Raw genomic sequence first — 24,634 nt, 5'->3', positions numbered from 1 at the left:
GGATTATGCTTCCGGTTCAGGGTGAATATGGGGACGAGAGTCGTGCTGGCAAGGCGTTGCACTATCGCCATGCGCACAGTGATCATGATGGTGTTGATAGAACACACGATTTGTTCCAAAGATCGCTTGATATTCAGGATGTTGCTGCACATTTTCAGGCAAGCCACTACAACAAATATGCTTGTTGAGGCAAACCACACGATGTGTTCCTTGCATGACCCACTGTAAATCATGAGAAACCATCAAAACCGCACAACCATATTTTTCAGGCAAGCTACGTACGTAGTCATACAGTTCCGCTTCAGACTGGATATCCAAGCCTTGCATAGGTTCATCCAGAACCAATACATTCGGTTGACGCAATAATGCCCGTGCAATCAATACACGTTGACGTTCGCCGCCGGACAATTGCTGAACTTTAGATTGTTGTAGCTTGGCAATGCCTGTATCACGAATAATTTCTTGCTTGATATTGGCATCACATTTTTCTAGTGCCAATAAATCACACACACGTAGCGGTAAGCTGTGTGATGGATTAAATTTTTGTGGCACATACGAAAATTTTAATTTTTGTGTGCTGATCACTTTGCCGGAGACAGGTTTTACAATACCCAACAACACTTTGATGAGTGTGGATTTGCCTGCACCATTGGGACCAATCAAGGTGACAATTTCTTTTTCGTGTAAGGCGAAATCTACATTTTTTAAAATGTCACGTTCATCGATTCGGACATGAACATGCTCTAAAGCCACAATGGGCTTCATATTTAGTGTTTGCTGCGGCACTGCTGACAGATCCCTGAAATTTCAATAATACTGTGATGTGCAGTAAAGCCATCGGATGCAGACAATTCATCGAGTTGCGCCATCAAGCCTTGAGCAGATGCTTCTTTGACTATTTTACAATCGGTGCAAATCAGAAATGCAGCTTGATGTCCTTCGCGCGGATGGCAACACGGGATGTAAGCATTAATCGACGTTAGGCGGTGAATCAAACCTTTTTCAAGCAGAAAATCCAACGTACGGTACACCGTCGGCGGCGCTGCAGGTCGGTCAGACTCGCTTTTGATTTTAGCCAAAAGGTCATAAGCGCCCATTGGTCCCGTTGCATTTAAGATCAGTTCTAATACTTCTTTACGCAAGGGCGTAAGTCGAGCACCCGTCGCACTACAGAGACTCTCAGCTTCAGCAAGGCGCTGTTCGACATTATGATGATCGTGTACACCATGCAAAGCATTATGATGTTCGTGTGAACATGCGCTCATAGCCAACCTCGAGTACGAAACTGTATAAAGAAAAAGACTTTAAATCTTAACATGAAGCGTAAGGACTTACGAACAGACGTAGGTTTTTTTACGATTTTGTTATATTATAACACTATTCATTTTATGGTGCTCTCTCCCCATGTCCCGTGTAATTCTTTTTTGTAGTTTGGCTTTATTTAGTGTGATGAGCTGGGCGCAAGGCCTCGTTGTTTCTACACAACCGATTTATCTAATCGCGAAGGATGTACTCAAGGGTGTAGAGCAGCCAAAACTATTGCTTGACCATCAATCTGGACATGATGTGAGTTTGACGCCTGCACACCGTAAAACCGTGCAAGATGCCAATCTCGTTTTATGGTTAGGCCATGCACACGAAGCACCTTTAGCAAAAATGTTAGGTGAAAGTGGCAAAAGTATCGCTATTTTAGACTCAGGCATTATCAGTGCTTTGCCATTACGGGATGTTCGTGGCAATGCATTAAAAGGCACAATCGATACACATGTCTGGCTTGAACCTAACAATGCAGTTCGAATCGGCTTTTTTATTGCTGCTTTACGTTCACAACAGTTTCCAGAACATCGTGAAAAATATTGGGCTAATGCGCGTGCATTTGCGCAGAAACTCTTGATCACAGCCCAAAAAACAGATGTGTCGAGCCGTGCTCAGCCTTACTGGTCTTACCACGATGCCTATCAATATCTTGAGCGCTCACTGAATTTGAAATTTACCGGTGCGTTGACAGATGATCCACATGTCGCACCGACATTGGCACAAATCAAATACCTGAAAGACCATCGTGCACAGCCCAAAGTATGCTTACTTGCAGAAGCACATGCCAGTCAAAATCAGTATCAAAAGCTCGGTGGTATCATCTTTCAACCTGTTGACGAAACCATGAGTGGGGCAGGGGATTTTGTAACAGCATGGAAGAAGTTGGCTGATAAAACCCTTAAGTGCACACTAAATGCGCGAAAGTAATGTAAAAAACAAACAACTATTGATTAGTTTGAAAGCAGTTTACCAATTTAAAAAAACACGACTAAGGTCGGGAAAAGATTGCAAGTTAAGGGGTGTAACTCTATAATGCCTGCGATTAAAAATAATCATCAGTTAAACTTGTCAAGCAGAATTGCTGTGAGTGAACAAAAATGAGTCGAACTAGTCGCATGATTGATCGACGATTAGCGAAAGCTTTAGTCATCTTACAAGCAGTAATGATTCCTGTTTCAGCCCTTATTGGTTGGGTCCTTAAAGACACAATCACAGCATATAGTGCAGCTTTGGGTGCGTTGGTATGCTGGCTAGCAAGTAGCTACTTTTCATGGCAGTCGTTTCGTGCGGCTGGTGCCCGTGCCTCTAAACAGGTGCTGTCAAACATGTATCGTGGCTTAATGGGCAAGTTTGCAATCGTGATTGTTGGATTCATTTTGATTTTGATCAATGTCAAACCGTTGTCAGCGGTGGCATTGTTTTGTGGTTTTATGCTCGTACAAAGTATGTCGTGGGTCGCTCCTTTTTGGGCAACACGCTTAAAAAAACGAGTATAAGCACAACAAAAAATTGAAAAGTTTTTTGGAGAGTAACGAGATATCAGGCAGCACGCGATATTCGTTTTCTCTATTAGTTTTGACATTGACCAGGTGTGATTTATGGCTGCTGAAGAACATGCCCTTACTTCGACCGAGTACATTCAGCATCACTTGACTAACATGACCTATGGCAAAATGCCAGATGGTACTTGGAAGTTAGCTGAGACTGCTAAAGAAGCTCAAGAGATGGGGTTCACTGCTATTCACTTGGATTCAATGGGTTGGTCTATCGGCCTTGGTATTGTTTTCTGTTTGTTGTTCTGGGTTGTGGCGAAAGCTGCAAACTCTGGTGTTCCGACCAAGTTCCAGTCTGCAATCGAAATGATTATCGAGTTCGTTGACTCAAGTGTCCGTGACACTTTCCATGGCAAATCGCGCTTAATCGCGCCGTTAGCGTTGACCATCTTCGTGTGGATTTTCCTCATGAACTTGATGGACTTGATCCCTGTTGACTGGATTCCTTATACAGCTCAATTGATCGGTGCTAACGTGTTTGGTATGGATCCTCACCACGTTTACTTCAAAATCGTTCCATCTACTGATCCTAACATTACCCTTGGTATGGCATTGTCAGTATTTGCGTTAACTATTTTCTATAGTATCCGTGAGAAAGGTCTTGTCGGATTCGGTGCAGAATTTGCACTTAACCCATTTAACCCAAGTAACCCAGTTTTAAAAGCATTACTTATTCCAGTAAACATTATTCTTGAATTAGTAACTTTTATTGCACGTCCAATCTCATTGGCTCTACGACTGTTCGGTAACATGTATGCGGGTGAGTTGATCTTCATCTTGATCGCATTATTGCCGTTCTGGATCCAGTGGGCGTTGTCTGTGCCTTGGGCGATCTTCCATATTCTTGTTATTACGTTACAAGCATTCATTTTCATGATGTTGACTATCGTATATATGAGTATGGCTAGCGAAAAGCATTAATGGTATTGCTCAACTGTCAAAGGGTGGTTGGGCACACAATTTTTTAACTTAATTTGGTATAAACCTAACCTCTGAGGAATTATCATGGAACTCACTTTAGGTCTAGTTGCAATTGCATCTGCTATCTTGATCGCTTTTGGTGCTTTAGGTACTGCGATTGGTTTTGGTCTTCTAGGCGGCCGTTTCTTAGAAGCTGTTGCTCGTCAACCAGAATTGGCTCCACAACTTCAAACTCGTATGTTCTTAATCGCGGGTCTTCTTGATGCTGTGCCTATGATCGGTGTTGGTATTGGCTTGTTCTTCATCTTCGCTAATCCATTTGTAGGTTAATCAGCTTAATTCCTAAATTAAACTATTGAGGAATAGCAATGAATATCAACCTCACATTGATTGGCCAAGCGATTGCTTTTGCGATTTTTGTCGCATTCTGCATGAAATTTGTTTGGCCACCACTAATCAATGCGATTAGTGAGCGTCAGCGTAAAATCGCTGATGGCTTAAACGCTGCTGAAAAAGCGAAAGCTGACCTTGCGGATGCGCAAGCACAAGTGAAAGCTGAATTAGATGCGGCTAAAGCACAAGCGGCTCAATTGATCGAACAAGCGAACCGTCGTGGTGCGCAATTGGTAGAAGAAGCGCGTACTCAAGCTGCGGCTGAAGGTGAGCGTATTCGTCAACAAGCTAAAGAAGCTGTTGATACTGAAATCAATGCTGCTCGCGAAGAATTACGTCAACAAGTTGCTGCTCTTGCAGTTACTGGCGCAGAAAAAATTCTGAACCAGCAAGTTGACGCAGAAGCTCACAATGCCATGCTGACTCAGCTGGCTGCTAAACTTTAAGAGAGGCGGATTATGGCTGAACTCTTGACGTTGGCACGCCCATACGCTAAAGCAGCATTTGCTTACGCTTCTGAGCAAAATGCAACTGACGCTTGGTCAAATGCATTAAACTTGCTCAGTGCTGCGGTGCAAGACGAAGCATTTTCAGCTTATCTAAATCGCCCTGAGCTTACTCCTGCTGAGCAGGTAAGTGTTTTCGCAAAAGTTTTAGGTGAAGACCAGACTGCAGCAGTGTCAAACTTTTTGACATTGCTTGCTGATAATGACCGTCTGGCACTTCTTCCTGAAATTTCAGAAGAATACGAACAGCTCAAATCACAGAATAACAATACTGTGGATGTAGTGATTGAATCTGCATTCCCATTGACTTCTGTACAAGAACAATTACTTGCGCATGCATTAGAGAAAAAATTCGAAGCTGCTGTAAATGTTTCTGTCGAAGTTAACCCAGCGTTAATCGCGGGTGTAGTTATTCGTGCAGGCGACCAAGTGATAGATGATTCTGCGCTTAACAAGCTTGAAAAAATGCGGACTCGTCTTCTTGCTTAACAGCTTGAAGACTGAACTTTAAAAAGATTGAGGTATAGCGCAATGCAACAACTGAATCCATCCGAGATCAGTGCGCTCATTAAACAGCGTATCGGCGATCTGGACACCAGCGCGACCGCTAAGAACGAAGGGACCATTGTTATGGTTTCCGACGGTATTGTGCGCATTCACGGCCTTGCTGATGCAATGTACGGTGAAATGATCGAATTCGACGGCGGCTTATTTGGTATGGCACTGAACCTAGAACAGGATTCAGTGGGTGCCGTTGTCTTAGGTAACTACTTAAGCCTTCAAGAAGGTCAAAAAGCTCGTTGCACAGGTCGTGTATTAGAAGTTCCGGTTGGTCCAGAACTTTTAGGCCGTGTAGTAGATGCTTTGGGTAACCCAATTGATGGTAAAGGCCCTATTGACGCAAAACTTACTGATGCTGTTGAAAAAGTAGCACCAGGCGTAATTTGGCGTCAATCAGTGGATCAACCTGTACAAACTGGTTATAAATCAGTAGATACAATGATCCCTGTTGGTCGTGGTCAACGTGAGTTGATCATCGGTGACCGTCAAACTGGTAAAACAGCTATGGCGATCGATGCGATCATCGCTCAGAAAAACTCTGGCATTAAATGTATCTACGTAGCAATTGGTCAAAAACAATCGACTATCGCTAACGTTGTGCGCAAGCTAGAAGAAACTGGCGCTATGGCGTACACAACTGTTGTAGCAGCTGCTGCAGCTGATCCTGCAGCGATGCAGTATCTTGCTCCGTATGCTGGTTGTACAATGGGTGAGTACTTCCGTGACCGCGGTGAAGACGCGCTTATCATTTATGATGACTTGTCTAAACAAGCTGTTGCTTACCGTCAAATTTCATTGCTTCTACGTCGTCCACCAGGTCGTGAAGCATATCCTGGTGACGTATTCTATCTACACTCACGTTTACTTGAACGTGCTTCACGTGTATCTGCTGACTACGTTGAGAAATTCACTAATGGTGAAGTTAAAGGCCAAACTGGTTCATTAACTGCATTACCGATTATTGAAACTCAAGCCGGTGACGTATCTGCATTCGTACCTACAAACGTAATTTCGATTACTGACGGTCAGATCTTCTTAGAAACATCATTATTCAACGCAGGTATTCGTCCTGCTGTGAACGCGGGTATCTCTGTATCACGTGTTGGTGGTTCTGCTCAGACTAAGATCATCAAAAAATTGTCAGGTGGTATCCGTACCGCTCTTGCGCAATACCGTGAATTAGCTGCGTTTGCTCAGTTCGCTTCTGACCTTGACGAAGCAACTCGTAAACAGCTTGAACATGGTCAACGTGTAACTGAGCTTATGAAGCAAAAACAATATGCTCCGTACTCAATTGCTGACCAAGCTGTTTCAATTTATGCATCTAACGAAGGCTATATGGCTGACGTAGAAGTGAAGAAAATCGTTGCATTTGATGCTGCGTTGATCTCTTACTTCCGTTCAGAACATGCTGCGTTAATGCAAAAAATTGACGAGACTGGTGCTTACGATAAAGAAATCGAAGCAGCAATCAAAGCAGGTATTGAAAGCTTTAAAGCGACTCAAACTTACTAAGATTCAACGATGTTGAATCTGGTTCTGGTTTGGTTCACGGATCAACCTTCGAAAGCTCGAAAGGGCTTTCGAATACTAGGTTAAGCGTATGGCAAATTTAAAAGAAATTCGCGCCAAAGTAGCTAGTATCAAAAGCACGCAGAAAATTACTCGCGCGATGCAGATGGTAGCAGCTTCTAAGATGCGTCGTGCGCAAGAGCGCATGGCTCAAGGCCGTCCGTATGCCGAAAATATGCACCGTGTAATTGCTCATTTGGTACAAGCGAACCCTGAATACAAACACCGTTATATGGTTGAACGTCCTGTAAAGCGCGTTGGCTATATCATTGTTTCTTCAGATCGCGGCCTTGCTGGTGGTTTGAACATTAACTTGTTCAAAAAAGTGGTCAAACACGTACAACAGCAACAAGAGCAGTCAATTGAAGTTCAATTTGCTTTAATTGGTCAAAAAGCGGTTTCGTTTTTTAAAAACTACGGCGGTAAAGTTCTTGGTGCAACTACAAACGTAGGTGATGCTCCGAGTCTTGAACAGTTAACTGGTTCTGTACAGGTGATGTTAGACGCGTTTGATAAAGGCGAGTTAGATCGTATTTATCTAGTGTCAAACGGCTTTGTCAACGCCATGACTCAAAACCAAAAAATCGAACAGCTTGTTCCTTTAGCAGCTGCTGAGGAAAGCGAAGGCCTAAATCGTCAATACGGTTGGGACTATATCTATGAACCAGAAGCTGAAGAGCTTCTAAATGGTTTATTGGTTCGTTACATTGAGTCTATGGTTTATCAAGGTGTGATTGAAAACATCGCATGTGAACAGTCTGCTCGTATGGTTGCAATGAAAGCTGCAACTGATAACGCGGGTGAATTGATCAAGAGCCTACAACTTATTTATAACAAGCTGCGTCAAGCCGCGATTACTCAGGAAATCTCTGAGATCGTTGGTGGTGCCGCTGCCGTTTAACATTATTAGTTTGAATTGAGGAGACAGCAATGAGTAGCGGTCGTATCATTCAGATCATCGGCGCGGTTATCGACGTCGAGTTTGAACGTAACAGCGTTCCTAAGATCTATGACGCTCTCCATGTTGATGGTACTGAAACTACATTAGAAGTTCAGCAGCAACTTGGTGATGGCGTAGTTCGTACTATTGCAATGGGTTCTACTGAAGGCCTTAAGCGTGGTCTTACTGTAACTAACACTGGCGCGCCTATCTCTGTACCTGTAGGTACTGCATGTTTAGGTCGTATCATGGACGTTCTTGGTCGCCCTATCGACGAAGCTGGTCCTGTTGGTACTGAAGCTCGTTTACCAATTCACCGTCAAGCGCCTTCTTATGCAGAACAAGCGGCTTCTACTGACCTTTTAGAAACTGGTATTAAAGTCATTGACTTACTTTGCCCGTTCGCTAAAGGTGGTAAAGTTGGTCTGTTCGGTGGTGCCGGTGTTGGTAAAACTGTAAACATGATGGAGTTGATCAACAACATCGCGAAAGCTCACTCAGGTTTATCTGTGTTTGCTGGTGTTGGTGAACGTACTCGTGAAGGTAATGACTTCTATCACGAAATGAAAGACTCAAACGTTCTAGACAAAGTAGCAATGGTCTACGGTCAGATGAATGAGCCACCAGGTAACCGTTTACGTGTAGCGTTGACTGGTTTGACTATGGCTGAGTACTTCCGTGACGAAAAAGACGAAAACGGTAAAGGCCGTGACGTTCTATTGTTCGTCGACAACATCTATCGTTATACACTAGCGGGTACTGAAGTATCAGCACTTCTAGGTCGTATGCCATCTGCAGTAGGTTACCAACCGACTCTTGCAGAAGAGATGGGTGTTCTTCAAGAACGTATTACGTCTACTAAGTCTGGTTCTATTACGTCAATCCAAGCGGTATACGTACCTGCCGATGACTTAACAGATCCATCGCCTGCTACTACCTTCGCTCACTTGGACGCGACTGTTGTATTGAGTCGTGACATCGCATCTTCTGGTATTTACCCAGCGATCGATCCACTTGACTCTACTTCACGTCAGTTAGATCCACTTGTAGTGGGTACTGAGCATTACGAAATCGCTCGTTCAGTTCAAAACGTTCTTCAACGTTACAAAGAATTGAAAGACATTATCGCAATTCTTGGTATGGACGAATTGGCAGAAGAAGACAAACTTACTGTATACCGTGCACGTAAGATCCAACGTTTCTTCTCTCAACCGTTCCACGTAGCTGAAGTGTTTACTGGTGCTCCTGGTAAACTTGTACCGCTTAAAGAAACAATTCGTGGCTTTAAAGGTCTTCTAGCTGGTGAATACGACCACATTCCAGAACAAGCGTTCTATATGGTTGGTGGTATTGATGAAGTTATTGCTAAAGCTGAGAAACTTTAATTAGTTCCCTAATTTAGGAGATTCTCATGGCGACTATGCAATGTGACGTTGTAAGTGTTAAAGAGTCTTTGTACTCTGGCGCTGTAACTATGCTAATTGCTAAAGGTGCTGGTGGTGAGTTAGGTATTATGCCTGGCCATGCGCCACTAGTAACTTTGCTCAAGCCGGGCGCAATCCGCGTTCTGCTTGAAAATGGTACAGAAGAATTAATCTATGTATCAGGTGGTGTACTAGAAGTTCAACCGCACGTTGTTACTGTACTTGCAGATACTGCAGTACGTGCTGACAACCTTGATGAAGCAGCAATTATTGAAGCTCGTAAACAAGCTGAACAATTGTTAGCAAATCAAAAGAGCGACTTGGACTCAGCTGCTGCTTTGGCTGCTCTTGCAGAAACTGCTGCTCAGTTGGAAACCATCCGCAAAATCAAAAACCGCGCTCAATAAGACGCAGTTTGAGATTGAAAGAGCCACCCGAGAGGGTGGTTTTTTTATGGCTGAATAATAAATAAATTTGATTATATTTTGATTAATTGTTATTTTTCATATGCTTAAAAATATATCAATGGAATTAATGATGTCTAATAAAATCTTTTGTACATTACTATTATCTTTGGGATTTGTTGGGTGTGCATCCGTACCTAAAGCAGATCAAAATGCTTCAACAGCAGTAAAACAATTTAATGCCCCACAAGAAGGCAATGCAGGAATTTATGTATATCGTTCAGCTTCTGTGAAAGGCGCTGCCTTAAAGAAAGATGTATGGGTAGATGGGGAATGTTTAGGTGAAACCTCTCGTGGAGTATTTTTTTATAAAGAAGTAATGGGTAATCAAAAACATACAATATCGACTGAATCAGAATTTTCACCTAACCATTTGGATATTGAAACTGAAGCAGGTAAACAATATTTTGTTCAGCAATTTATTAAAATGGGCGCATTTGTAGGTGGGGCAAATTTAAAACTGGTTGATGAGCAAACAGGCAAAAAGGCCGTAAGCGAATATGCATTTGCACAAGGTGGTAATTGCAGCAAAGCCACCATCGCATTGAAATAAAGGTTTATATGTAGATAAAAAACTACTCGAAAGGGTAGTTTTTATCCCTAAATTATTTGAAATTGATCAATCTAAAGTTGAATATATTTTATTCAATACAATCTTTATGGTGATTAAATTCAATCAGCTAGCATTGCACCATGAACCTTATCGCCTATGAGCCGCATTTTTGGGAACTTTATCAAGACTTTGATCAATATTATTTGAGCATTGCGGTTGATCTAAGTTCTGTCGTGTCATGTTGGGATGTTGAACTCACCCATGAAGAAGTCCAGCAATATGAACACCGTGGGCGCGTGAGTATTCAAGAACTGGCAAAATCGATGGTCGCTGCTGCCTATAAAGGTGATTTTGCTTCATTAGAAAGTCGTTTAGTGAAACCATATGAACGTCAGGCCATGCAATCAGCTTTTAAAAAATGGCAAGATAGTCAAAAAGCAGGTTAATGCTCGTTATTCATACATGGGTAAAATTGAAAATTCGCCGTGACTGATAATTTTAATTTTAAAAATTTGATCAAAGCCTTCATCTTGTGACGGGACTTGAAGCTTTCGATAGGTCGCATGCACGCCAACTTCTGGAATATGGGCTTTGCCTTCACGAAAACTGTTGCGCTTTAAGGTACTGTCCAAATCGGTTTCAAAATAATAAGCAATCACTTCAAACCCTGCAGCAACTGCGCGTTTTATATAGCGAGCACGAGCTTCCCGATCTGGGTTGGTATTGTCAATCACCATTTTGGTTTTGGATGCCAAACCTGCTTCAAAGATCATATTTTCCCGATGTCGGGTTTTCAACATATCCAAATTAATACGTAAATGGCTATGATATAAATTCAACATGTAAAAGGTGGATTTGCCAGAGGCTTGAACGCCTGTAAAAATAATCAGCTGCATAGCATTTGCAATGAAAGCACGGAATGAATAGTAGAGTATTAAATCAGCAACCCAGTTTTGCTACAATCTCTGCAAAATAAATAAGAACAAGTTGCAAAGGTCCGTATGCACAAATTTTTCAACAGTTTATCGCTGTGTCTTTGTTATAGTTTGCTCGTTGCATGTCAAAGCCAATACGTCACGACACCCAATCTTCCCACTGAAGCTGCACTTGTCGCTGAATCGGTTGATAATGGCATCAGTACGGAGCTTAAAATCCCATATATGACCGCCTTTCGAAATCTGCGACAAGCCTATAATCACTGTGTTGCGTTTACCGCAAACAATCGCTACGTCTATACCGATAATCGTTTGGAAGAGCATTTGGAGCAGGGGACATTGATGGCACGAACTGAGCATGGGGCGTATTTGCATAAAATGTTGGTCGAAAGTTTAGATCCGCAGACGACACGTATTACCTTATTTTTACCGAAGCAATATACCTTTGCCCAAGCACGTTTTAAACAAGATGTTCAGCGCGCACTTGGACAAGATAAAAACTGTAATACTTTTGAATTTGCTCAATCCAACTAATTGAACTTTAAGACGCTTGTGAGTTTTCCTGCTCTGGGTGCTCTACACGTTTACCGCCTTCATAACTGGCAAATCGAGCCTGATCACGTTTGAAGACCGGTGCGGGTGTTGGCCAAGGCCAATCTCCAAAATGGGTTTCACGATAGCGTTTAAAAGCTGCATCGAGTTCTTCCGTGGTATTGAGCACAAATGGACCGCGCATCGCCACGGGTTCATTAATCGGTTCACCTTCTAACCACAGAATCCGTGCTTCTAATCCACCTGCTTTGAGATGGACGTCGGCATCTGATTGGAGTTCAACCAAATGCTTCATCTGAATGGTTTGACCTTCTATTTCTAATGTATTGCCTTGATAGAAATAAGCAAAACGGTTGGAGCTACTTGTTGTTGCGGGAATCACCAACTCTGCACCTGCTTGCATGGTGATTAAATAAATGTTGACCTTATTTTCTGCGGCAGCCGCCCATGAGTGTGGCGGTCGGGAAATAGCATCAGTGGATTTGAACTGCCCTGAAATCACGCGAATATCCGATTTTTTTCCTTCATTATCCGTTTCAAAGACGTGAGGAATCTCTTCACGCCAAAACATTTTATAGTCAGCATCATGGGTTTTCTGTTCAGCTGATGAATTAAACCAAATTTGGAAAAGTTCAAAAGGATTGGCTTTATCTTCATGCAGTAGGGGGAACATTTCACAGTGTTCAACGCCATTGCCTGTAGACAGCCATTGCACATCACCCGCAGCATAGCGTCCGCCATTGCCTAATGAGTCAAAGTGATCGACATAGCCTTGTTCAACCAAGGTAATGGTTTCAAAGCCAGTGTGTGGATGCTCTGGGAAACCTGGAACCACATCGCCATAGTACATATTGAATTCATCATTCTCTGCGGCTGTTTTTGGCCCCATGTCTGCATTTGCAGCAGGAAAATGATCAATATGATGAGCAGTAAATAAGAAAGGATCTTTTAAATCTAAACGAAAGGTAATGGGTGTAATGTTATAAATCACAGCGTTTGACATAACTGTTCCATCATTGGCTTTATTATTCAGCATTAATCTAAAAGGAAAAACAGTCGTGTTCTATAGCGGAACTGTAAGAAAAAAGCGTTAGCTCAAGGTCTAACGCTTTTTTGATTTACAACAGGTGGAATGCAATGGAAATACTAAATTTCGCTACTTATTCAGTTTTAGTGGTTGCATTAGATGAGCTTTTAGCTGCTTGGTCTTGGATCAACATACCTGCCAATTTCAGCATTTCCGCTTGAATATTTCCCATTTGATTTTGGATTTTCTGAAAATCAACTTTGCTTAAATCGACTTGTCCATTGAGAAAAGGTGAGGCCAATACTTGCTGATTCGCTGCCTGTAGATTGCTGCGAATATCATTAATCTCAGTGCTTTTTAGATTTAAATCATTCAATGCTTGATTGAAACCTTTGAGCTGCTGTTGCAGCTGGGTTGCTGCTTTTTGCAATTGGAGATGATCTTGGTTGCTGACTGCGGCTTCTAAATCGACCTGCGTTTGTTTGAGTTGTTCAACATAATTGCCGGCTTTAAGTTGCATATCCGCAACATCGCGAACGATATAAAACATATTGCCGCTTTTTAATTGGCTTTGATCTGTCGCCTGACTTTGTGTCGCAGATTGATCTTCGTTTGTTGATGTTGTTGCAGGGCGATCATTTTCTGCTGCGATTTCTTGTTCCTGTTCCTGTTGCGGTGCTGTGGCAGGTTCACAGCCAATCAGCACCAAAACACCACTAAAAATGGCAAAAGGGAGAAGGGCATTCTGCACAAGCTTTTTCATTCAATCATCACTATGTGTTAAGTCTATGCTTTGAATATAGGGGCAGAATGTGGATAAAAAATAGATTGTTGCAAAGCAATAACAAAATAATCGCTCGAACAAAAAAGAGGGCATTTGCCCTCTTTTGATGTTTTGATGGGTTTAACCTGCAATGATTTTGATCATGGCGTGGCTGACGGCATTCATTAAAATGTAGTCGCCATTCACTTTAATCCATTGTTGGTTTTTGCCTGATTTAGACATTTTTTTATATTTGTTGTGGTCACCTTTGTAGCGATGACAACGGTATTCAGAAGGTACTTTTTGTCCAGAACGCCAATCATGTGAAGGATTTACAGCTTTCTTCTTGTTCTGGCTTTGGTTTTTTACTCGTGTGTATTGTTTAGTGTGCTGTTGGGTTTTCGTCTTTTGAGGATTTTGCCGTGCATCTATTGTTAGCGCAGATACACGTGCTGTCAAAAAATACATAAAACGATAGCTTTCATTAATGTATTCATAAGTTCACCTGTTTACTGCTGGATATGAATTGATAAGACTCATCATAATGAGTATTTACAGGGAAACTTTGAACAATGTGTATGTGAAATATTTAAATAATGAATAAATTATTTAAATTGTCATCATATGATAATTAATAGCTATTATTGTGATAATTTAAAATGATCAATCTCAGTTAAAATCACAACAATCTTAACTGAGATATTGAGATATTGTCGAATTATTTGGCTAATTCAGCGTTAATGGCATCGACAATACGTGCATCATCTGCCTTGATGTCAGGTGCAAATCGAGCCACAACTTCGCCTTGTTTATTCACGAGGAATTTTTCAAAGTTCCAGAGCACTTCAGGCTTTGGATTTGGTGTTAAACCGTATTCAACTAAATCATCCCACCATGGGCCTTCACCAATGCGTTCAGGGATGGCTTGGGTTAAGGTTTGATAAAGTGGGTGTTTATCCGCGCCTGCCACAGAAATTTTTGCAAAAAGTGGGAAATCAACCTTGTAGTTGATTGAGCAAAATTCTTGAATTTCAGCTTCAGAACCAGGTTCTTGTTCTAAAAAGTTATTGGCAGGAAAACCTAAGATTTCAAAACCTTGTGATTTCTTTTCTGTATAGAGTTTTTCTAGGCCTTCATATTGCGGTGTTAGCCCACATTTAGAGGCCACATTGACCAATAATAAAACCTTGCCTTGGTATTGATTGAGTGTGGTGTTATCACCTTGGATGGTTTTTACCGGGATATCGTAAACTGAAGCTGACATATTCGTTCCTAATTGAAGTTGTGCCTTTCATCCTTGTTTTAAAGGGAAATCTGGTGAACAGCAAGCTTTTATCGATAGGCTTTTCGCATAATTTTTGTAGTAGTTTGCAGAATTCGAGCTGAGGCTTGCTTGAGTGCTTGGCATTTAACTAGTGGCACGGTGTTGGTTTGGGGTTTTTCCTGTATAGCGTTTAAAAAACTCAATAAAGCTTGAGCTGTGTTGATAGCCCAATTCATAGCTGAGAGCTTTAATAGACTGACCAGCGCGGAGTTGTTGAATGGCATAAATAATTTTTGCACGGTTTCGCCATTCAGAAAGGCTCATTTGTAGTTCGTGCTGACTCAGCCGCAGTAACTGACGCTCACTCAAACCCACATTGGCTAAGCATCGCTGTAGGCTCAAGCTAAAATGATCTACATCTGCGAGCTGCACCAAGATCGGCTTTAACACCGCATCATGGCTTTGCGGTAAATAATGTTGATGTTTGGGTGCTGTTTTTAACTGGTCGAATAAGACCTGTAGCAGGTGTCGATAGGGTGGTGTGGTATGTTGCTCTGTAGGAAAGGCCAAAATTTCTTGCACCAACAAACGAAAGAAAGGCTGGATGCTAAATACTTCCGTCTGCTTGGGGAAATTTATGCAGAGATCAGGTGCCAGTCGGATTGCCACATAATGAATGGGTTGCTCATCAATCGCGACTGAGCAATGTTCTGTCTGGGGGGGAATCCACACCCCATAACTGGCAGGTGAGAGATGATGTTGCCCTTGTATTTCATATTCGAAAATACCATCGAGACAAAAATTAAAATCACCCCACAGACAACTGTGCGGATAGACCGCATCTAATGTGGTGTAGTGCGCTTCAAAAAGCTCGATCTGTTGTTCAATCGGTGCTGATGCCATATAAGCCTAAGAGTCAATGTCGGAACTACAATATAAATGTCTGAAATCATGTATTTCAATTAAAACAGACATCACTCAAAATACCTAAACCAATCTTTGCACGATATATTGAGGAGTCAGACATGTTGCTTCAAGCGCGTTGGGCGAAATTTGCAATTTGTTTGCCTCTGATCGCAGTATTTATATGGTCGTTGAATATTACCGTCACCCGCTATGTGACTGATTATATTTCACCAGTCAGTATTAGTTTTTATCGATGGTTTATTGCATTTTTGATTTTAACCCCCTTTATGCTGAAAACCGTTTGGCAGCAAAGACAGCTTATCAAGCAGCATTGGCAGCAGTTGGCTGTGCTGAGTGCTTTTGGCATGGTGTTATATCAAGGTTTGGGCTATACCGCTGCGCATTATACGACGGCGACCAATATGGGCATCATTAATGCCTTTATCCCTGTTTTTACGATTGCCGTTGCATTTTTCATACTTAAAGATGTACCTAACCGCTATGCCATCTTGGGCTGCGCGATTTCATTTACGGGGCTATTGTTTGTCATTGCGCAAGGAGATTTCAGTCAATTACTCAATATGGGCGGACATTTCGGCGACATCCTCATGATCTTCGCAGTGTTCTTTTATGCCTTTTATGGGGTGTTTTTAAAAAAATGGCAATTGAAACTTCCGCTACTGTTGAGCTTATATGTACAAATTTTCTTTGCCGTTTTATATCACTTGCCATTCGTGTTGTATTTAGGCATTGACGCGATTAATCCTGCGAATGCGCCAAGTGTATTTTATGCGGCAATTTTTCCATCATTGATTGCACCGTTGGTATGGATGTTGGCTGTGCAACATCTCGGGCCGAATCGCACCAGTATTTTTATGAATTTGATGCCGGTATTTACCGCGATTATTGCCTATTTCTGGTTGGCTGAGCAGTGGATGTTTTATCATACCGTCGGCACAGTGATGGCGATTACTGGGGTGATCTTGGCGCAGCGTAAGTAAATCTAGTAAAAAGTTGAAAATTTATGAGAATTATTGATTAAAAAATAGGCAAACAAACTTATTTTTTATAGAGCAAATCTTTTGAAAATGGATTTTTGAGTGTAAAACTGAATTAAAAAAACGAATTCTCGTCTTAAAAATCAATCAAAAATAGATACATATTTTGACTAAGTGGTTATAAAATCACAAATAAAGTGCTTATCAGTAGTTTTATTTATATAAAAAATATATTTGTTAAATTTAAAAAAATATTACATAATACTTTCATCGTAAATGAGGAAGTAATTCTTAATAATTACTTGATATTTACCCAGAGATTGCAAGACCCTCTGGATGTGATTTTATACACATCCTTTTTTATGCTCAGCCATCCCTATATGGCTGAGCTTTTTTTTGTTTGTATTTTCTAAAAGGCAGGTATAGACAGGCATCCGAGCTTATGCGCGGATGATTTCACCTGTTTCAGCATCAATTATTTTGCTTGGTTCTTGGCTTAGGCCGAGATCACCATTTAAGTAATTTAGTTCATTAGCAAAATACTGATTGGCTTCTTGTAAGGAACGTGCAGGGGTTAATCCCGCAGGATTGGCACTGGTAGACACAATAAAGCCATTAAAAGCTTGGCATAAAGCTACACATAAAGAATGGGTAGTCACACGGACTGCGACTTTTGGATGATTGCCTTTAATCCATGTTGGAATATGGTCGCCAGCCGGTAATAACCATGTAGTTGCACGTTCATTGGGTTTACGGTTGGTCCATGTTGCAATGACTTGCTGACGCATATCTTCTGTTAAGCCTTGAAGCAGGTGTTCAACTTGAGCGACATTCGCAGCCAATAAAATCACACCTTTTTCAATGGGACGTTGTTTTAAGCGCAAAATTTCGAGAAAGGCTTGCTCATTGTAGGGATCACAGCCCAATCCCCAAACAGCCTCTGTAGGATATGCGAGAACCTGACCTTTTTTTAGACAGGAAGCTGCTTCTGCAACAGAGGTGGTAATCATTTCTATAGACCTTATCTGATTCGACAAAGGACTATTGTGAACCTAATTTACCCATTCGACAACGTAAGTAGTGTCCGGCTTGTTGTGTGGCATAGCCGATTAACTCTAATTCCATCAGTTGACTGGTCAATGTCGCGGTATCAATTTTGAGTTGAATGGACAATTGATCAAGGCTTTGGCCGACCCAATCAAGCTGCCGATACAGCGCAATTAAATGTTCTGGTATAGGTTCGGGTGGAGGGGTGTCTGGTGTTGCTGTTTTGGGTGTCTCTATTTCGGTGGTTGTTAAGGTTTCGGCAGCCTGCGATTGCCATTGTGTAGCCAATGCCAAGTCTTCAATGACCTGTTGTGGATGATCAATCAAAATTGCACCTTCGCGTATGAGTTGATGGCAACCTTGATGCGACTCACTATAAATATGGCCTGGAATGGCAAAAATAGATTTGCCTTGTTCGGCAGCGCGTTGAGCTGTGATCAGTGAGCCACTTTTTAATGCCGCTTCCGCTACGATGACACCAAGACTGAGCCCACTCACGATACGATTTCGATGTGGAAAATGGTGTTGCAATGGGGGAGTGTGTGGAAGAAACTCACTGATTACAGTTCCCCCATGTTGGATGATCTCTTGTCTTAAACGCTGATGTGCGGTCGGATAAGTTTGATCTAAACCTGTACCCATCACGGCAATGGTTCTGTGGTGTTGTATGGCAGCGCGATGTGCCGCTTCATCAATTCCTTGTGCTAAACCGCTATTGATATAGAACCCTTGCTCACTCAGATAATAAGCAAAATCATAGGCAATTTGTCGACCTTGGGGACTGGGTTTGCGGCTACCCACAATCGCAATTTGGGGTTGCATCAAGGCTTGAGCATTACCTTGTCCAAATAGAATGGGCGGCTTGTCGCTATAAGGTAAAAGCTGTTGAGGATAGTTCAGGTCTTCAGGAATCAGTACAAAGTCACTGTATTGTTCAATATCCTTGAGACATTTTTCAAAGCTAAGCTGTCCACTTGGGCTGTGAAATTCCTCAAAGCGCTTTAAATGATTTTTATGCAGTCCTAATTTTTGCCATGTGGTGATTTGATTAGGCTTAAGGGCGTAGTGTAGGGCAGGATAGTGCTGCTGAATTTTATAGAAACTACGAAGTGAGTGTTGCACCACAAACCACAGGCGAATGTAATCTAAATGCAAGTCAGTCAATGAGTTGAGCATAATGAGACCTTTGAATATGTCTTCTTTTTATGGGTTAAAATTATTAGTGATATCGTTGTTGGATAATAAAAAATGAGGCTGAATACAGCCTCATTTTTATGGATTTGGTCTTAGTCATCCATCAGTGGTGGCTGAATCGTTGCACCCACTTTGATTGGTAATTCGCTCTCAAGTACATAAGCATAGCTTAAGTTATCAAACGTTTTGAATACCATGATGTTGCCAATACGTTGTCCTGGAAGTTGAACACGTTCTTTGGTTTTCGGATCAGTCACGATTTCACCTTTTTGGTTCACGCTAAAGACTTGACCAGATTGAACGCCTTGCAAGCTACCACGGTCGATTGTCACAACACTGTGAACCGCTGCAGTACCAATCGAGCCCATGACACGAACAATACTACCGCCAGCAGTGACATTTTCAGCATTGGTTGGATAGAACAGCGTTGGTAGCATTGGGTCATATTCAGGAAGAACACGATCGCCACGACGAACTTCGGCATTATAAGTATCGGTCAGTTCTAAAGTGGTAATGTCATTTTCACCACGAACGGCAACACCTGAAGCGACTTGAGTCAGTTCTAAGCCTGCGTTGTATTTTTTGCCGTTTGCATCGGTAAAGATGTACGGTTCGCCTTCACGGTAAACAGCATATCGTTGACCGACTTGCATGCCTTGGCCGCGTGCATAAACTGTTTGGCCTTTGGCTGCCAATACACGTTGATCAGCTGTACCTAAAATGTAAGGTGTGCCTTCAACAGAATCAGCTGAAACAATCATGCTGCGCTCAAGCCATTGCTTAATATATTCTAATGGGATAACCGGAATCGCACTGTTGAGGGATTCAACACGAACTTGTGGTTGAAGTTTAGTGCCACCTGTATAGCGACGAATAATACCTTCACAGCCATCACCTTCATCCTTACCGATGATTGGGCGGCCATTGTAGGTACACATTAATAGGCGGTCACCTGGGAAAATCCAGTGTGGATTTTTCACGTGTTTATTGCTTGCCCAGATTTCAGGCCAGCGCACAGGATTTTTTAAGAAACGTTTGGAAATATCCCACAACGTATCGCCTTTTTTCACCACATAAACTTGAGGCGCACCTGCCTTCAATGATGGTGGATTGACGTTGCGAGCAGGGGCAGCTTCTGCAACACTGACCATTCCCATCCCCACACTTACACAGACTGTAAGTGCCAATAATTGTTTTTTAAACCCCAAGGCACTAAAAGTTGGCATGCCCTTCAAAACCTTTTTCATTATCATAATTCCTAAAATTATGTATGTAACTGCGTTATAATAACGATATTACACACAATTTTTTGATGAAGCATTCCTTCATTTTGTTTTTTGATCAATGGCATAAGTGAGGACGTCGTATGGCCTTATTACCTATTTTAAGTTTCCCCGATCCCCGTCTTCGTACCATTGCAAAACCAGTCGAAGAAGTTACTGATGAAATTCGTCAGTTAGCAGCCGACATGTTTGAAACTATGTATGAAGCACCGGGAATTGGCCTGGCAGCAACACAGGTAGATCACCATATTCAGCTGATAGTCATGGATTTATCTGAAGAAAAAGATCAACCCATGGTGTTTATTAACCCCAAAATTACGCCATTGACGCAAGAGACGCAGCCCTATGAAGAAGGCTGTTTATCAGTGCCTCAAATATACGATAAAGTTGAGCGCCCGTCACGTGTAAAAATTGAGGCAATTAATCTTGAAGGTCAATCATTTGAAGTGGAAGCAGACGGACTTCTCGCAGTTTGTATCCAACATGAAATGGATCACTTAAATGGTAAGTTATTCGTCGACTATCTATCGCCTTTGAAACGTCAACGTGCACGTGACAAAGTGGAAAAATTGGTGCGCCAACGCCAAAAAGATAAAGTCGCAGTTAAGCGTTAATTGATCGCGGTTAAAAAATACCTGAGACAAGCCCAATTTCGATTGGGCTTTGTTATACTTGGTTCAGACAAATGTTAGGGTTTGCCTGTATTGTTTCGTAGTGGAGTGCTGCTGTCCTTTGCAGCGGTTTTTTTGCAGATTGCTGTTTTTTTACAGCCATTGTTGCCCAAGCAATATCAAGTTGCTCCGGTCTGCGAAACCATTACGCGTGCACTTTTACTTCCCAATGTTCATGCTGAACATACCGCACATTCACACCATTCATCTTCCGCTCACGCTGAGCAAGTTCAAGTCGATCATACTGCCCATGAACATGATGCCAGTCATCAATGTCAGTATTGTACGGTCTATGGCAATTTGGTTTTGCCCCCTGAGCTTGATGTGAAAGAAGTGCTTGATCGAATTCAAGTTCGTTTAATTGCTTTTCAAAAAGCTTTCAAGCATGTCTGGTTTGTTCTTCAACAACTCTTTTTACTTCCGCAAGGTCGAGCCCCGCCACTCGCTGCATAAATCCGACGTTTTTTTAACTTGGGTCTTTGAGGACTCAGGTACGCCTTTATTTATGTATTTTGTGAGATAAACATGGCTCAGCCTAAATTTTTTCTACAGCCTCTTGCGGCTGCAATTTGTGTTGCCTGCTATTCAACTACGGTGATGGCTGACGAGATGTCCGTAGAGATGATGGAAACCAATGCTGTTCAGACTTTGGCACCGATTGTGGTGACATCACATCAGGGTAATGATGCCAATGGCCTGATTGTTCGTGCCAATCCCAAACAGCCGATTCAACCGATACCTGCCAGTGATGGGGCCGATTATTTAAAAAGTATTGTGGGGTTTAGTGCCATTAAAAATGGGGGAACCAATGCAGATCCAACTTTCCGTGGCATGTTTGGTTCACGCATTAAAATATTGACCGATGGCACAGAAAATTTAGGGGCGTGTCCAAGTCGAATGGATGCACCAACTTCTTATATTTCCCCTGAAAGCTATGATCGTATTTCAGTGATTAAAGGACCTCAAACGGTTCAATATGCCAATACAGGTTCTGCTGCAACAGTCTTGTTTGAACGCAAACCTGAACAATTCGATGCTGATAAAAACTACCGTGGTCAAGCCGGTGTGATGATCGGTTCTTATGGTCGTTTAGATCATAATGTCGAAGCGGCCGTGGGGGATGAACATAAATATGTCCGTCTAAATGCCAGCCGTTCTGTTGCAGACAGCTACCAAGATGGAGATAGTAATACTGTGCCGTCAGACTGGGAGCGCTGGAATACAGATTTGGCAATCGGTTGGACGCCAAACGAAGATACATGGGTAGAACTTACCGGAGGTAAAGCCGATGGTGAGGCGGTATACGCAGGCCGTTCAATGGATGGTTCGCAATTTGCCCGTGAAAGCTTAGGCCTTCGTGTCGAGAAAAAGAATGCCACAGAGGTGATTAAAAAAATCGAAGCACAGGTCAACTATAGTTATAACGACCATATCATGGACAACTTTAGTTTGCGTGAGCCACCTTTAGCTGAAATGACCCGTCATGGTATGACTATGCTGATGCCGAATCCAATGGCGATGCAGGTTACACGCCGTACATTAAATGCACGTATGGCGGTAACCCATGAATGGGATAAGCTGCAGTTCATTACTGGACTGGATACGCAGAATAATAAACACGCTGGCAGCATGACGTCGAAAATGATGCCTTCGATGAATAAGCCCTTAACGCAAGATATGGCATTTCAGTCCTATGGTGGTTTTGGAGAAGTCAGTTATCAATTGAGTGACAACAATAAGTTGGTTTCAGGTCTTCGTCTTGATCAAGTGCAAGTGAAAGATGAGCGTGCCGCTTCGAAAGCGAGTGGCTATAACACGGAGCTGAATGAAACATTGCCAAGTGCTTTTATTCGTTTTGAAAATAAACACCCTGAACATGACAATGGTAAAACCTATATCGGTCTAGGCTATGTGGAACGCATGCCAGATTATTGGGAATTATTTAGTCCTAAACATGGCAATGCAGGCACAACAAACACCTTTAATGGCGTTGAGCCTGAAAAAACCTTGCAGTTAGATGTGGGCTATCAACATGAACATGGCGCATTCAGTTCATGGGCGTCTGCCTATGCGGGACTGATTCAAGACTTTATTTTGATGAGTTATCACGATCATCCAAATACAGGTGAGCATGATCATGGTTCAACCTTTAGCGCGGGTGCGAAAAATGTCGATGCGACTATTGCGGGAGCTGAAGCGGGGATTGGCTATCAATTTAACGATCATATTCAAGCCGATGTCAGCGCAATGTATGCGTGGGGAAAAAACACCACAGATGGCAAGCCATTACCACAAATTTCACCTTTAGAAGCACGTATCAACCTACGTTATATCCAAGATAATTATACTTTGGGAGCGTTTTGGCGTGTGGTTGATGGACAAAATCGTATCAGTGCGTACCAAGGCAATATCGTGGGTTATGACCTGAAAGAAAGTGCAGGTTTTGGCACACTGTCTTTAAATGGTACTTATCATATTGATGAGGGTGTAGATGTATCTGTGGGTGTAGATAATCTCCTGAATAAAACCTATACCGAACATCTAAATAAACTGGGTGATGCAGGGACAGGTTTAGCGACCGATCAACAGTTTAATAATATTGGTCGCAATTATTGGGCACGCATTTCGATGAAATTCTAAATCTTGATATTTGTCATCCAAAAAGCAGAGCGATCGCTCTGCTTTTTTTATTGGTGCATACTCGCCAGTTGTTTGGCCTTACTTTGATACAGTGCTAAACCGAGTTTTTGAATCGCACGGCCTTTTTGCTGTAATTTTTGATTTAAACTTGGGAGATGCTTAGCACCTGAATACAGGACAAGATTTCTAGCCAATAAATAATAAGCAAACCATGCGGCAAACTGGGGTTTGAGCCCTAATTTATGCATGCGTTTTTTGCCAATAAAAAATTGTGTCAGCTCCAGATGTTGTCGATAAGCCAGTTTTTGCTGAAGTGGTCGAAGGTATTTGTATTGTCGTTCAAAAGGTTCCTTAGAGAGACTGGCGCCGAGTGCCATACTGCTTGCATCGGATTGGGGGTGTACAAATTGCATCCAATACAGCAGTTTCCAACCGTCAGATTCTTTTTCAATTAACCATTTTTCATCAATACCCATTAACCAACCCACATAACGCCAAAAATGCAAAAAACTTTCAGTTTCTTGTTTTGATGGGAAAATCCCTAAAGCGCGAATGCCCAAAAGTACCACACTGCTAAAGGCAAGATGGGTCATCGCCAAGTCAAATTGATTCATCGGCGCCCCCCCCACGTTGCAAAATCCCAGTCTTTGCCTTTTGGGAGTTGATGCCGTACCAAAGCGTGAATAAAACGCACATAAACTGTGTTTTATTTATAATTGGCTTGTTGATGAGTGTGCCAGTTTTGGTCTGGCTACTGCTGAAAGGTGGATTTGTAGGTGTGCTATTGATGGCGACATTATTTGGTATCGTCATTCCATTTATTCAGTGGTTGTATAGAAAGCCTGAAGAAGTGTACGGTGTTATGCCAGTTTTAATGTTTATCTTATGGGTGCCTGTGGCGTATTGCATGCTTTCTGTACGCTAAAAGCACTTTTTTAAGTAAAAAACACTGATTTAGTAGAATAAATAAACAAACGTAATGAAAAACTAAAAATAAATGGAAAAGGGTGTTGCGTTGGATCAGAAATGCTGTAGAATGCACATCCATCGGCGGTGATGAAGATTAAAACTTCTGATAAAACAATGACTTGGTTAAATTGATTGAGTTGGGTTTTATTTGATAAGTTTAAAAATAATTTGAATTACTGGT

Annotated in this window: 29 protein-coding genes and 1 pseudogene; 18 read left to right on the top strand and 12 right to left on the bottom strand. The window is 42.0% G+C overall.

Features of this window, described 5'->3' with window-relative positions; translation table 11 throughout:
• Positions 1-3: 3 nt before the first annotated feature.
• Both znuC and FTU13_RS13035 read right to left on the bottom strand, forming a co-directional pair.
• Complete coding sequence (gene znuC / locus FTU13_RS13040; protein WP_078194027.1) at positions 4-765, bottom strand: zinc ABC transporter ATP-binding protein ZnuC; 762 nt, start codon at positions 763-765, stop codon at positions 4-6.
• Positions 766-767: 2 nt separating this feature from the next.
• Positions 768-1,265 (bottom strand): transcriptional repressor, encoded by a 498-nt coding sequence (locus FTU13_RS13035; RefSeq protein WP_078191481.1) that lies wholly within the window; start codon positions 1,263-1,265, stop codon positions 768-770.
• Between the two features lie 139 nt (positions 1,266-1,404).
• Here FTU13_RS13035 and FTU13_RS13030 point away from each other — a divergent pair, with 139 nt between their 5' ends.
• From FTU13_RS13030 to FTU13_RS12975, 12 genes are all read left to right on the top strand, one after another.
• A complete protein-coding gene (locus FTU13_RS13030) occupies positions 1,405-2,244 on the top strand; it encodes a metal ABC transporter solute-binding protein, Zn/Mn family (RefSeq protein WP_180107643.1) in 840 nt (279 codons plus the stop codon).
• A gap of 170 nt (positions 2,245-2,414) precedes the next feature.
• The gene (locus FTU13_RS13025; protein ID WP_078194025.1) at positions 2,415-2,813 is read left to right on the top strand and encodes an ATP synthase subunit I; all 399 of its coding nucleotides are present in this window, start codon (positions 2,415-2,417) and stop codon (positions 2,811-2,813) included.
• Positions 2,814-2,915: 102 nt separating this feature from the next.
• Positions 2,916-3,791, top strand: a complete 876-nt coding sequence (gene atpB, locus FTU13_RS13020) for a F0F1 ATP synthase subunit A (RefSeq protein WP_078194024.1) — start codon at positions 2,916-2,918, stop codon at positions 3,789-3,791.
• A gap of 84 nt (positions 3,792-3,875) precedes the next feature.
• Positions 3,876-4,121, top strand: coding sequence for a F0F1 ATP synthase subunit C (atpE, locus tag FTU13_RS13015; RefSeq protein ID WP_000424060.1), 246 nt, complete (start codon positions 3,876-3,878; stop codon positions 4,119-4,121).
• Between the two features lie 38 nt (positions 4,122-4,159).
• Entirely contained in the window at positions 4,160-4,630 is a 471-nt protein-coding gene (locus FTU13_RS13010) for a F0F1 ATP synthase subunit B (RefSeq protein ID WP_078191477.1), read from the top strand.
• 12 nt (positions 4,631-4,642) lie between these two features.
• On the top strand, positions 4,643-5,179 hold the full coding sequence (locus FTU13_RS13005; RefSeq protein ID WP_078191476.1) for a F0F1 ATP synthase subunit delta: 537 nt from the start codon (positions 4,643-4,645) through the stop codon (positions 5,177-5,179).
• A gap of 42 nt (positions 5,180-5,221) precedes the next feature.
• Positions 5,222-6,766, top strand: coding sequence for a F0F1 ATP synthase subunit alpha (gene atpA / locus FTU13_RS13000; RefSeq protein ID WP_078194023.1), 1,545 nt, complete (start codon positions 5,222-5,224; stop codon positions 6,764-6,766).
• Between the two features lie 88 nt (positions 6,767-6,854).
• Entirely contained in the window at positions 6,855-7,724 is an 870-nt protein-coding gene (gene atpG / locus FTU13_RS12995; RefSeq protein ID WP_078191474.1) for a F0F1 ATP synthase subunit gamma, read from the top strand.
• 29 nt (positions 7,725-7,753) lie between these two features.
• On the top strand, positions 7,754-9,148 hold the full coding sequence (atpD, locus tag FTU13_RS12990; RefSeq protein WP_078191473.1) for a F0F1 ATP synthase subunit beta: 1,395 nt from the start codon (positions 7,754-7,756) through the stop codon (positions 9,146-9,148).
• A 26-nt stretch (positions 9,149-9,174) separates the two neighbouring features.
• A complete protein-coding gene (locus FTU13_RS12985) occupies positions 9,175-9,594 on the top strand; it encodes a F0F1 ATP synthase subunit epsilon (protein ID WP_078194022.1) in 420 nt (139 codons plus the stop codon).
• A gap of 130 nt (positions 9,595-9,724) precedes the next feature.
• Entirely contained in the window at positions 9,725-10,204 is a 480-nt protein-coding gene (locus tag FTU13_RS12980) for a DUF2846 domain-containing protein (protein ID WP_180085711.1), read from the top strand.
• 140 nt (positions 10,205-10,344) lie between these two features.
• Positions 10,345-10,650: a hypothetical protein gene (locus FTU13_RS12975; RefSeq protein WP_168378803.1), complete on the top strand. Its 306-nt coding sequence runs from the start codon at positions 10,345-10,347 to the stop codon at positions 10,648-10,650.
• A 6-nt stretch (positions 10,651-10,656) separates the two neighbouring features.
• On the opposite strand, the gene FTU13_RS12970 is transcribed toward FTU13_RS12975, so the two are convergent.
• Positions 10,657-11,100, bottom strand: coding sequence for an AAA family ATPase (locus FTU13_RS12970; protein WP_180128506.1), 444 nt, complete (start codon positions 11,098-11,100; stop codon positions 10,657-10,659).
• 105 nt (positions 11,101-11,205) lie between these two features.
• Between FTU13_RS12970 and FTU13_RS12965 the strand changes: the two genes are divergently transcribed.
• On the top strand, positions 11,206-11,673 hold the full coding sequence (locus FTU13_RS12965) for a hypothetical protein (protein ID WP_180095223.1): 468 nt from the start codon (positions 11,206-11,208) through the stop codon (positions 11,671-11,673).
• Between the two features lie 7 nt (positions 11,674-11,680).
• Here FTU13_RS12965 and FTU13_RS12960 read toward each other — a convergent pair whose 3' ends face one another.
• From FTU13_RS12960 to FTU13_RS12940, 5 genes are all read right to left on the bottom strand, one after another.
• Positions 11,681-12,694: a pirin family protein gene (locus FTU13_RS12960; RefSeq protein WP_180128505.1), complete on the bottom strand. Its 1,014-nt coding sequence runs from the start codon at positions 12,692-12,694 to the stop codon at positions 11,681-11,683.
• Between the two features lie 157 nt (positions 12,695-12,851).
• Complete coding sequence (locus FTU13_RS12955; RefSeq protein ID WP_180128504.1) at positions 12,852-13,481, bottom strand: hypothetical protein; 630 nt, start codon at positions 13,479-13,481, stop codon at positions 12,852-12,854.
• Between the two features lie 141 nt (positions 13,482-13,622).
• Positions 13,623-13,949: an RcnB family protein gene (locus FTU13_RS12950; protein WP_249707230.1), complete on the bottom strand. Its 327-nt coding sequence runs from the start codon at positions 13,947-13,949 to the stop codon at positions 13,623-13,625.
• A 250-nt stretch (positions 13,950-14,199) separates the two neighbouring features.
• Positions 14,200-14,745 (bottom strand): glutathione peroxidase, encoded by a 546-nt coding sequence (locus FTU13_RS12945; RefSeq protein WP_180128503.1) that lies wholly within the window; start codon positions 14,743-14,745, stop codon positions 14,200-14,202.
• Between the two features lie 144 nt (positions 14,746-14,889).
• The gene (locus tag FTU13_RS12940; protein WP_180128502.1) at positions 14,890-15,648 is read right to left on the bottom strand and encodes a helix-turn-helix transcriptional regulator; all 759 of its coding nucleotides are present in this window, start codon (positions 15,646-15,648) and stop codon (positions 14,890-14,892) included.
• Positions 15,649-15,770: 122 nt separating this feature from the next.
• Between FTU13_RS12940 and FTU13_RS12935 the strand changes: the two genes are divergently transcribed.
• Complete coding sequence (locus tag FTU13_RS12935; RefSeq protein ID WP_180022164.1) at positions 15,771-16,652, top strand: DMT family transporter; 882 nt, start codon at positions 15,771-15,773, stop codon at positions 16,650-16,652.
• A 437-nt stretch (positions 16,653-17,089) separates the two neighbouring features.
• Here the strand turns inward: FTU13_RS12935 and FTU13_RS12930 are convergent, their stop codons facing one another.
• The 3 genes from FTU13_RS12930 to FTU13_RS12920 all read right to left on the bottom strand — a co-directional run bounded on the left by FTU13_RS12930 (position 17,090) and on the right by FTU13_RS12920 (position 20,137).
• Positions 17,090-17,659 (bottom strand): L-threonylcarbamoyladenylate synthase, encoded by a 570-nt coding sequence (locus tag FTU13_RS12930; protein ID WP_111885874.1) that lies wholly within the window; start codon positions 17,657-17,659, stop codon positions 17,090-17,092.
• A gap of 31 nt (positions 17,660-17,690) precedes the next feature.
• Positions 17,691-18,872, bottom strand: a complete 1,182-nt coding sequence (dprA, locus tag FTU13_RS12925) for a DNA-processing protein DprA (protein ID WP_180128501.1) — start codon at positions 18,870-18,872, stop codon at positions 17,691-17,693.
• A 110-nt stretch (positions 18,873-18,982) separates the two neighbouring features.
• Positions 18,983-20,137, bottom strand: coding sequence for a LysM peptidoglycan-binding domain-containing protein (locus FTU13_RS12920; RefSeq protein ID WP_180128500.1), 1,155 nt, complete (start codon positions 20,135-20,137; stop codon positions 18,983-18,985).
• 119 nt (positions 20,138-20,256) lie between these two features.
• Here FTU13_RS12920 and def point away from each other — a divergent pair, with 119 nt between their 5' ends.
• From def to FTU13_RS12905, 3 genes are all read left to right on the top strand, one after another.
• Positions 20,257-20,787 carry a peptide deformylase gene (gene def / locus FTU13_RS12915; RefSeq protein ID WP_180079234.1) on the top strand — a complete coding sequence of 177 codons (531 nt, stop codon included), beginning with the start codon at positions 20,257-20,259 and terminating at the stop codon, positions 20,785-20,787.
• A 90-nt stretch (positions 20,788-20,877) separates the two neighbouring features.
• Complete coding sequence (locus FTU13_RS12910; RefSeq protein WP_180026133.1) at positions 20,878-21,297, top strand: DUF2946 family protein; 420 nt, start codon at positions 20,878-20,880, stop codon at positions 21,295-21,297.
• Between the two features lie 72 nt (positions 21,298-21,369).
• Positions 21,370-23,484 (top strand): TonB-dependent copper receptor, encoded by a 2,115-nt coding sequence (locus tag FTU13_RS12905; protein ID WP_180128499.1) that lies wholly within the window; start codon positions 21,370-21,372, stop codon positions 23,482-23,484.
• 47 nt (positions 23,485-23,531) lie between these two features.
• Here the strand turns inward: FTU13_RS12905 and FTU13_RS12900 are convergent.
• A pseudogene (locus tag FTU13_RS12900) lies at positions 23,532-24,190 on the bottom strand (oxygenase MpaB family protein); the annotation flags it as partial.
• A 21-nt stretch (positions 24,191-24,211) separates the two neighbouring features.
• Between FTU13_RS12900 and FTU13_RS12895 the strand changes: the two are divergent.
• Positions 24,212-24,409 (top strand): hypothetical protein, encoded by a 198-nt coding sequence (locus FTU13_RS12895; RefSeq protein WP_180128498.1) that lies wholly within the window; start codon positions 24,212-24,214, stop codon positions 24,407-24,409.
• The last annotated feature ends 225 nt before the right edge of the window (positions 24,410-24,634 follow it).

Source organism: Acinetobacter sp. YH12064, assembly GCF_013419735.1.
Taxonomy (GTDB): domain Bacteria; phylum Pseudomonadota; class Gammaproteobacteria; order Pseudomonadales; family Moraxellaceae; genus Acinetobacter; species Acinetobacter amyesii.
Note: the sequence above shows the minus strand (reverse complement) of the source record. Positions and strands in the feature narration are given on the sequence as shown.

Excerpts from the sequence above, each read along its gene's own strand:
- FTU13_RS12960 (WP_180128505.1), bottom strand. The coding sequence starts at position 12,694 with ATGTCAAACGCTGTGATTTATAACATTACACCCATTACCTTTCGTTTA.
- FTU13_RS13025 (WP_078194025.1), top strand. The coding sequence starts at position 2,415 with ATGAGTCGAACTAGTCGCATGATTGATCGACGATTAGCGAAAGCTTTA.
- atpG (WP_078191474.1), top strand. The coding sequence starts at position 6,855 with ATGGCAAATTTAAAAGAAATTCGCGCCAAAGTAGCTAGTATCAAAAGC.
- FTU13_RS12955 (WP_180128504.1), bottom strand. The coding sequence starts at position 13,481 with ATGAAAAAGCTTGTGCAGAATGCCCTTCTCCCTTTTGCCATTTTTAGT.
- FTU13_RS12920 (WP_180128500.1), bottom strand. The coding sequence starts at position 20,137 with ATGAAAAAGGTTTTGAAGGGCATGCCAACTTTTAGTGCCTTGGGGTTT.
- FTU13_RS13005 (WP_078191476.1), top strand. The coding sequence starts at position 4,643 with ATGGCTGAACTCTTGACGTTGGCACGCCCATACGCTAAAGCAGCATTT.
- FTU13_RS12970 (WP_180128506.1), bottom strand. The coding sequence starts at position 11,100 with ATGCAGCTGATTATTTTTACAGGCGTTCAAGCCTCTGGCAAATCCACC.
- FTU13_RS12975 (WP_168378803.1), top strand. The coding sequence starts at position 10,345 with ATGAACCTTATCGCCTATGAGCCGCATTTTTGGGAACTTTATCAAGAC.
- FTU13_RS13030 (WP_180107643.1), top strand. The coding sequence starts at position 1,405 with ATGTCCCGTGTAATTCTTTTTTGTAGTTTGGCTTTATTTAGTGTGATG.
- FTU13_RS12895 (WP_180128498.1), top strand. The coding sequence starts at position 24,212 with ATGAGTGTGCCAGTTTTGGTCTGGCTACTGCTGAAAGGTGGATTTGTA.
- FTU13_RS12945 (WP_180128503.1), bottom strand. The coding sequence starts at position 14,745 with ATGTCAGCTTCAGTTTACGATATCCCGGTAAAAACCATCCAAGGTGAT.
- FTU13_RS13010 (WP_078191477.1), top strand. The coding sequence starts at position 4,160 with ATGAATATCAACCTCACATTGATTGGCCAAGCGATTGCTTTTGCGATT.
- atpA (WP_078194023.1), top strand. The coding sequence starts at position 5,222 with ATGCAACAACTGAATCCATCCGAGATCAGTGCGCTCATTAAACAGCGT.
- FTU13_RS12930 (WP_111885874.1), bottom strand. The coding sequence starts at position 17,659 with ATGATTACCACCTCTGTTGCAGAAGCAGCTTCCTGTCTAAAAAAAGGT.
- FTU13_RS12940 (WP_180128502.1), bottom strand. The coding sequence starts at position 15,648 with ATGGCATCAGCACCGATTGAACAACAGATCGAGCTTTTTGAAGCGCAC.
- FTU13_RS12905 (WP_180128499.1), top strand. The coding sequence starts at position 21,370 with ATGGCTCAGCCTAAATTTTTTCTACAGCCTCTTGCGGCTGCAATTTGT.
- def (WP_180079234.1), top strand. The coding sequence starts at position 20,257 with ATGGCCTTATTACCTATTTTAAGTTTCCCCGATCCCCGTCTTCGTACC.
- atpB (WP_078194024.1), top strand. The coding sequence starts at position 2,916 with ATGGCTGCTGAAGAACATGCCCTTACTTCGACCGAGTACATTCAGCAT.
- FTU13_RS12980 (WP_180085711.1), top strand. The coding sequence starts at position 9,725 with ATGTCTAATAAAATCTTTTGTACATTACTATTATCTTTGGGATTTGTT.
- FTU13_RS12935 (WP_180022164.1), top strand. The coding sequence starts at position 15,771 with ATGTTGCTTCAAGCGCGTTGGGCGAAATTTGCAATTTGTTTGCCTCTG.
- FTU13_RS13035 (WP_078191481.1), bottom strand. The coding sequence starts at position 1,265 with ATGAGCGCATGTTCACACGAACATCATAATGCTTTGCATGGTGTACAC.
- znuC (WP_078194027.1), bottom strand. The coding sequence starts at position 765 with ATGAAGCCCATTGTGGCTTTAGAGCATGTTCATGTCCGAATCGATGAA.
- FTU13_RS12985 (WP_078194022.1), top strand. The coding sequence starts at position 9,175 with ATGGCGACTATGCAATGTGACGTTGTAAGTGTTAAAGAGTCTTTGTAC.
- FTU13_RS12950 (WP_249707230.1), bottom strand. The coding sequence starts at position 13,949 with ATGTATTTTTTGACAGCACGTGTATCTGCGCTAACAATAGATGCACGG.
- dprA (WP_180128501.1), bottom strand. The coding sequence starts at position 18,872 with ATGCTCAACTCATTGACTGACTTGCATTTAGATTACATTCGCCTGTGG.
- atpD (WP_078191473.1), top strand. The coding sequence starts at position 7,754 with ATGAGTAGCGGTCGTATCATTCAGATCATCGGCGCGGTTATCGACGTC.
- FTU13_RS12965 (WP_180095223.1), top strand. The coding sequence starts at position 11,206 with ATGCACAAATTTTTCAACAGTTTATCGCTGTGTCTTTGTTATAGTTTG.
- atpE (WP_000424060.1), top strand. The coding sequence starts at position 3,876 with ATGGAACTCACTTTAGGTCTAGTTGCAATTGCATCTGCTATCTTGATC.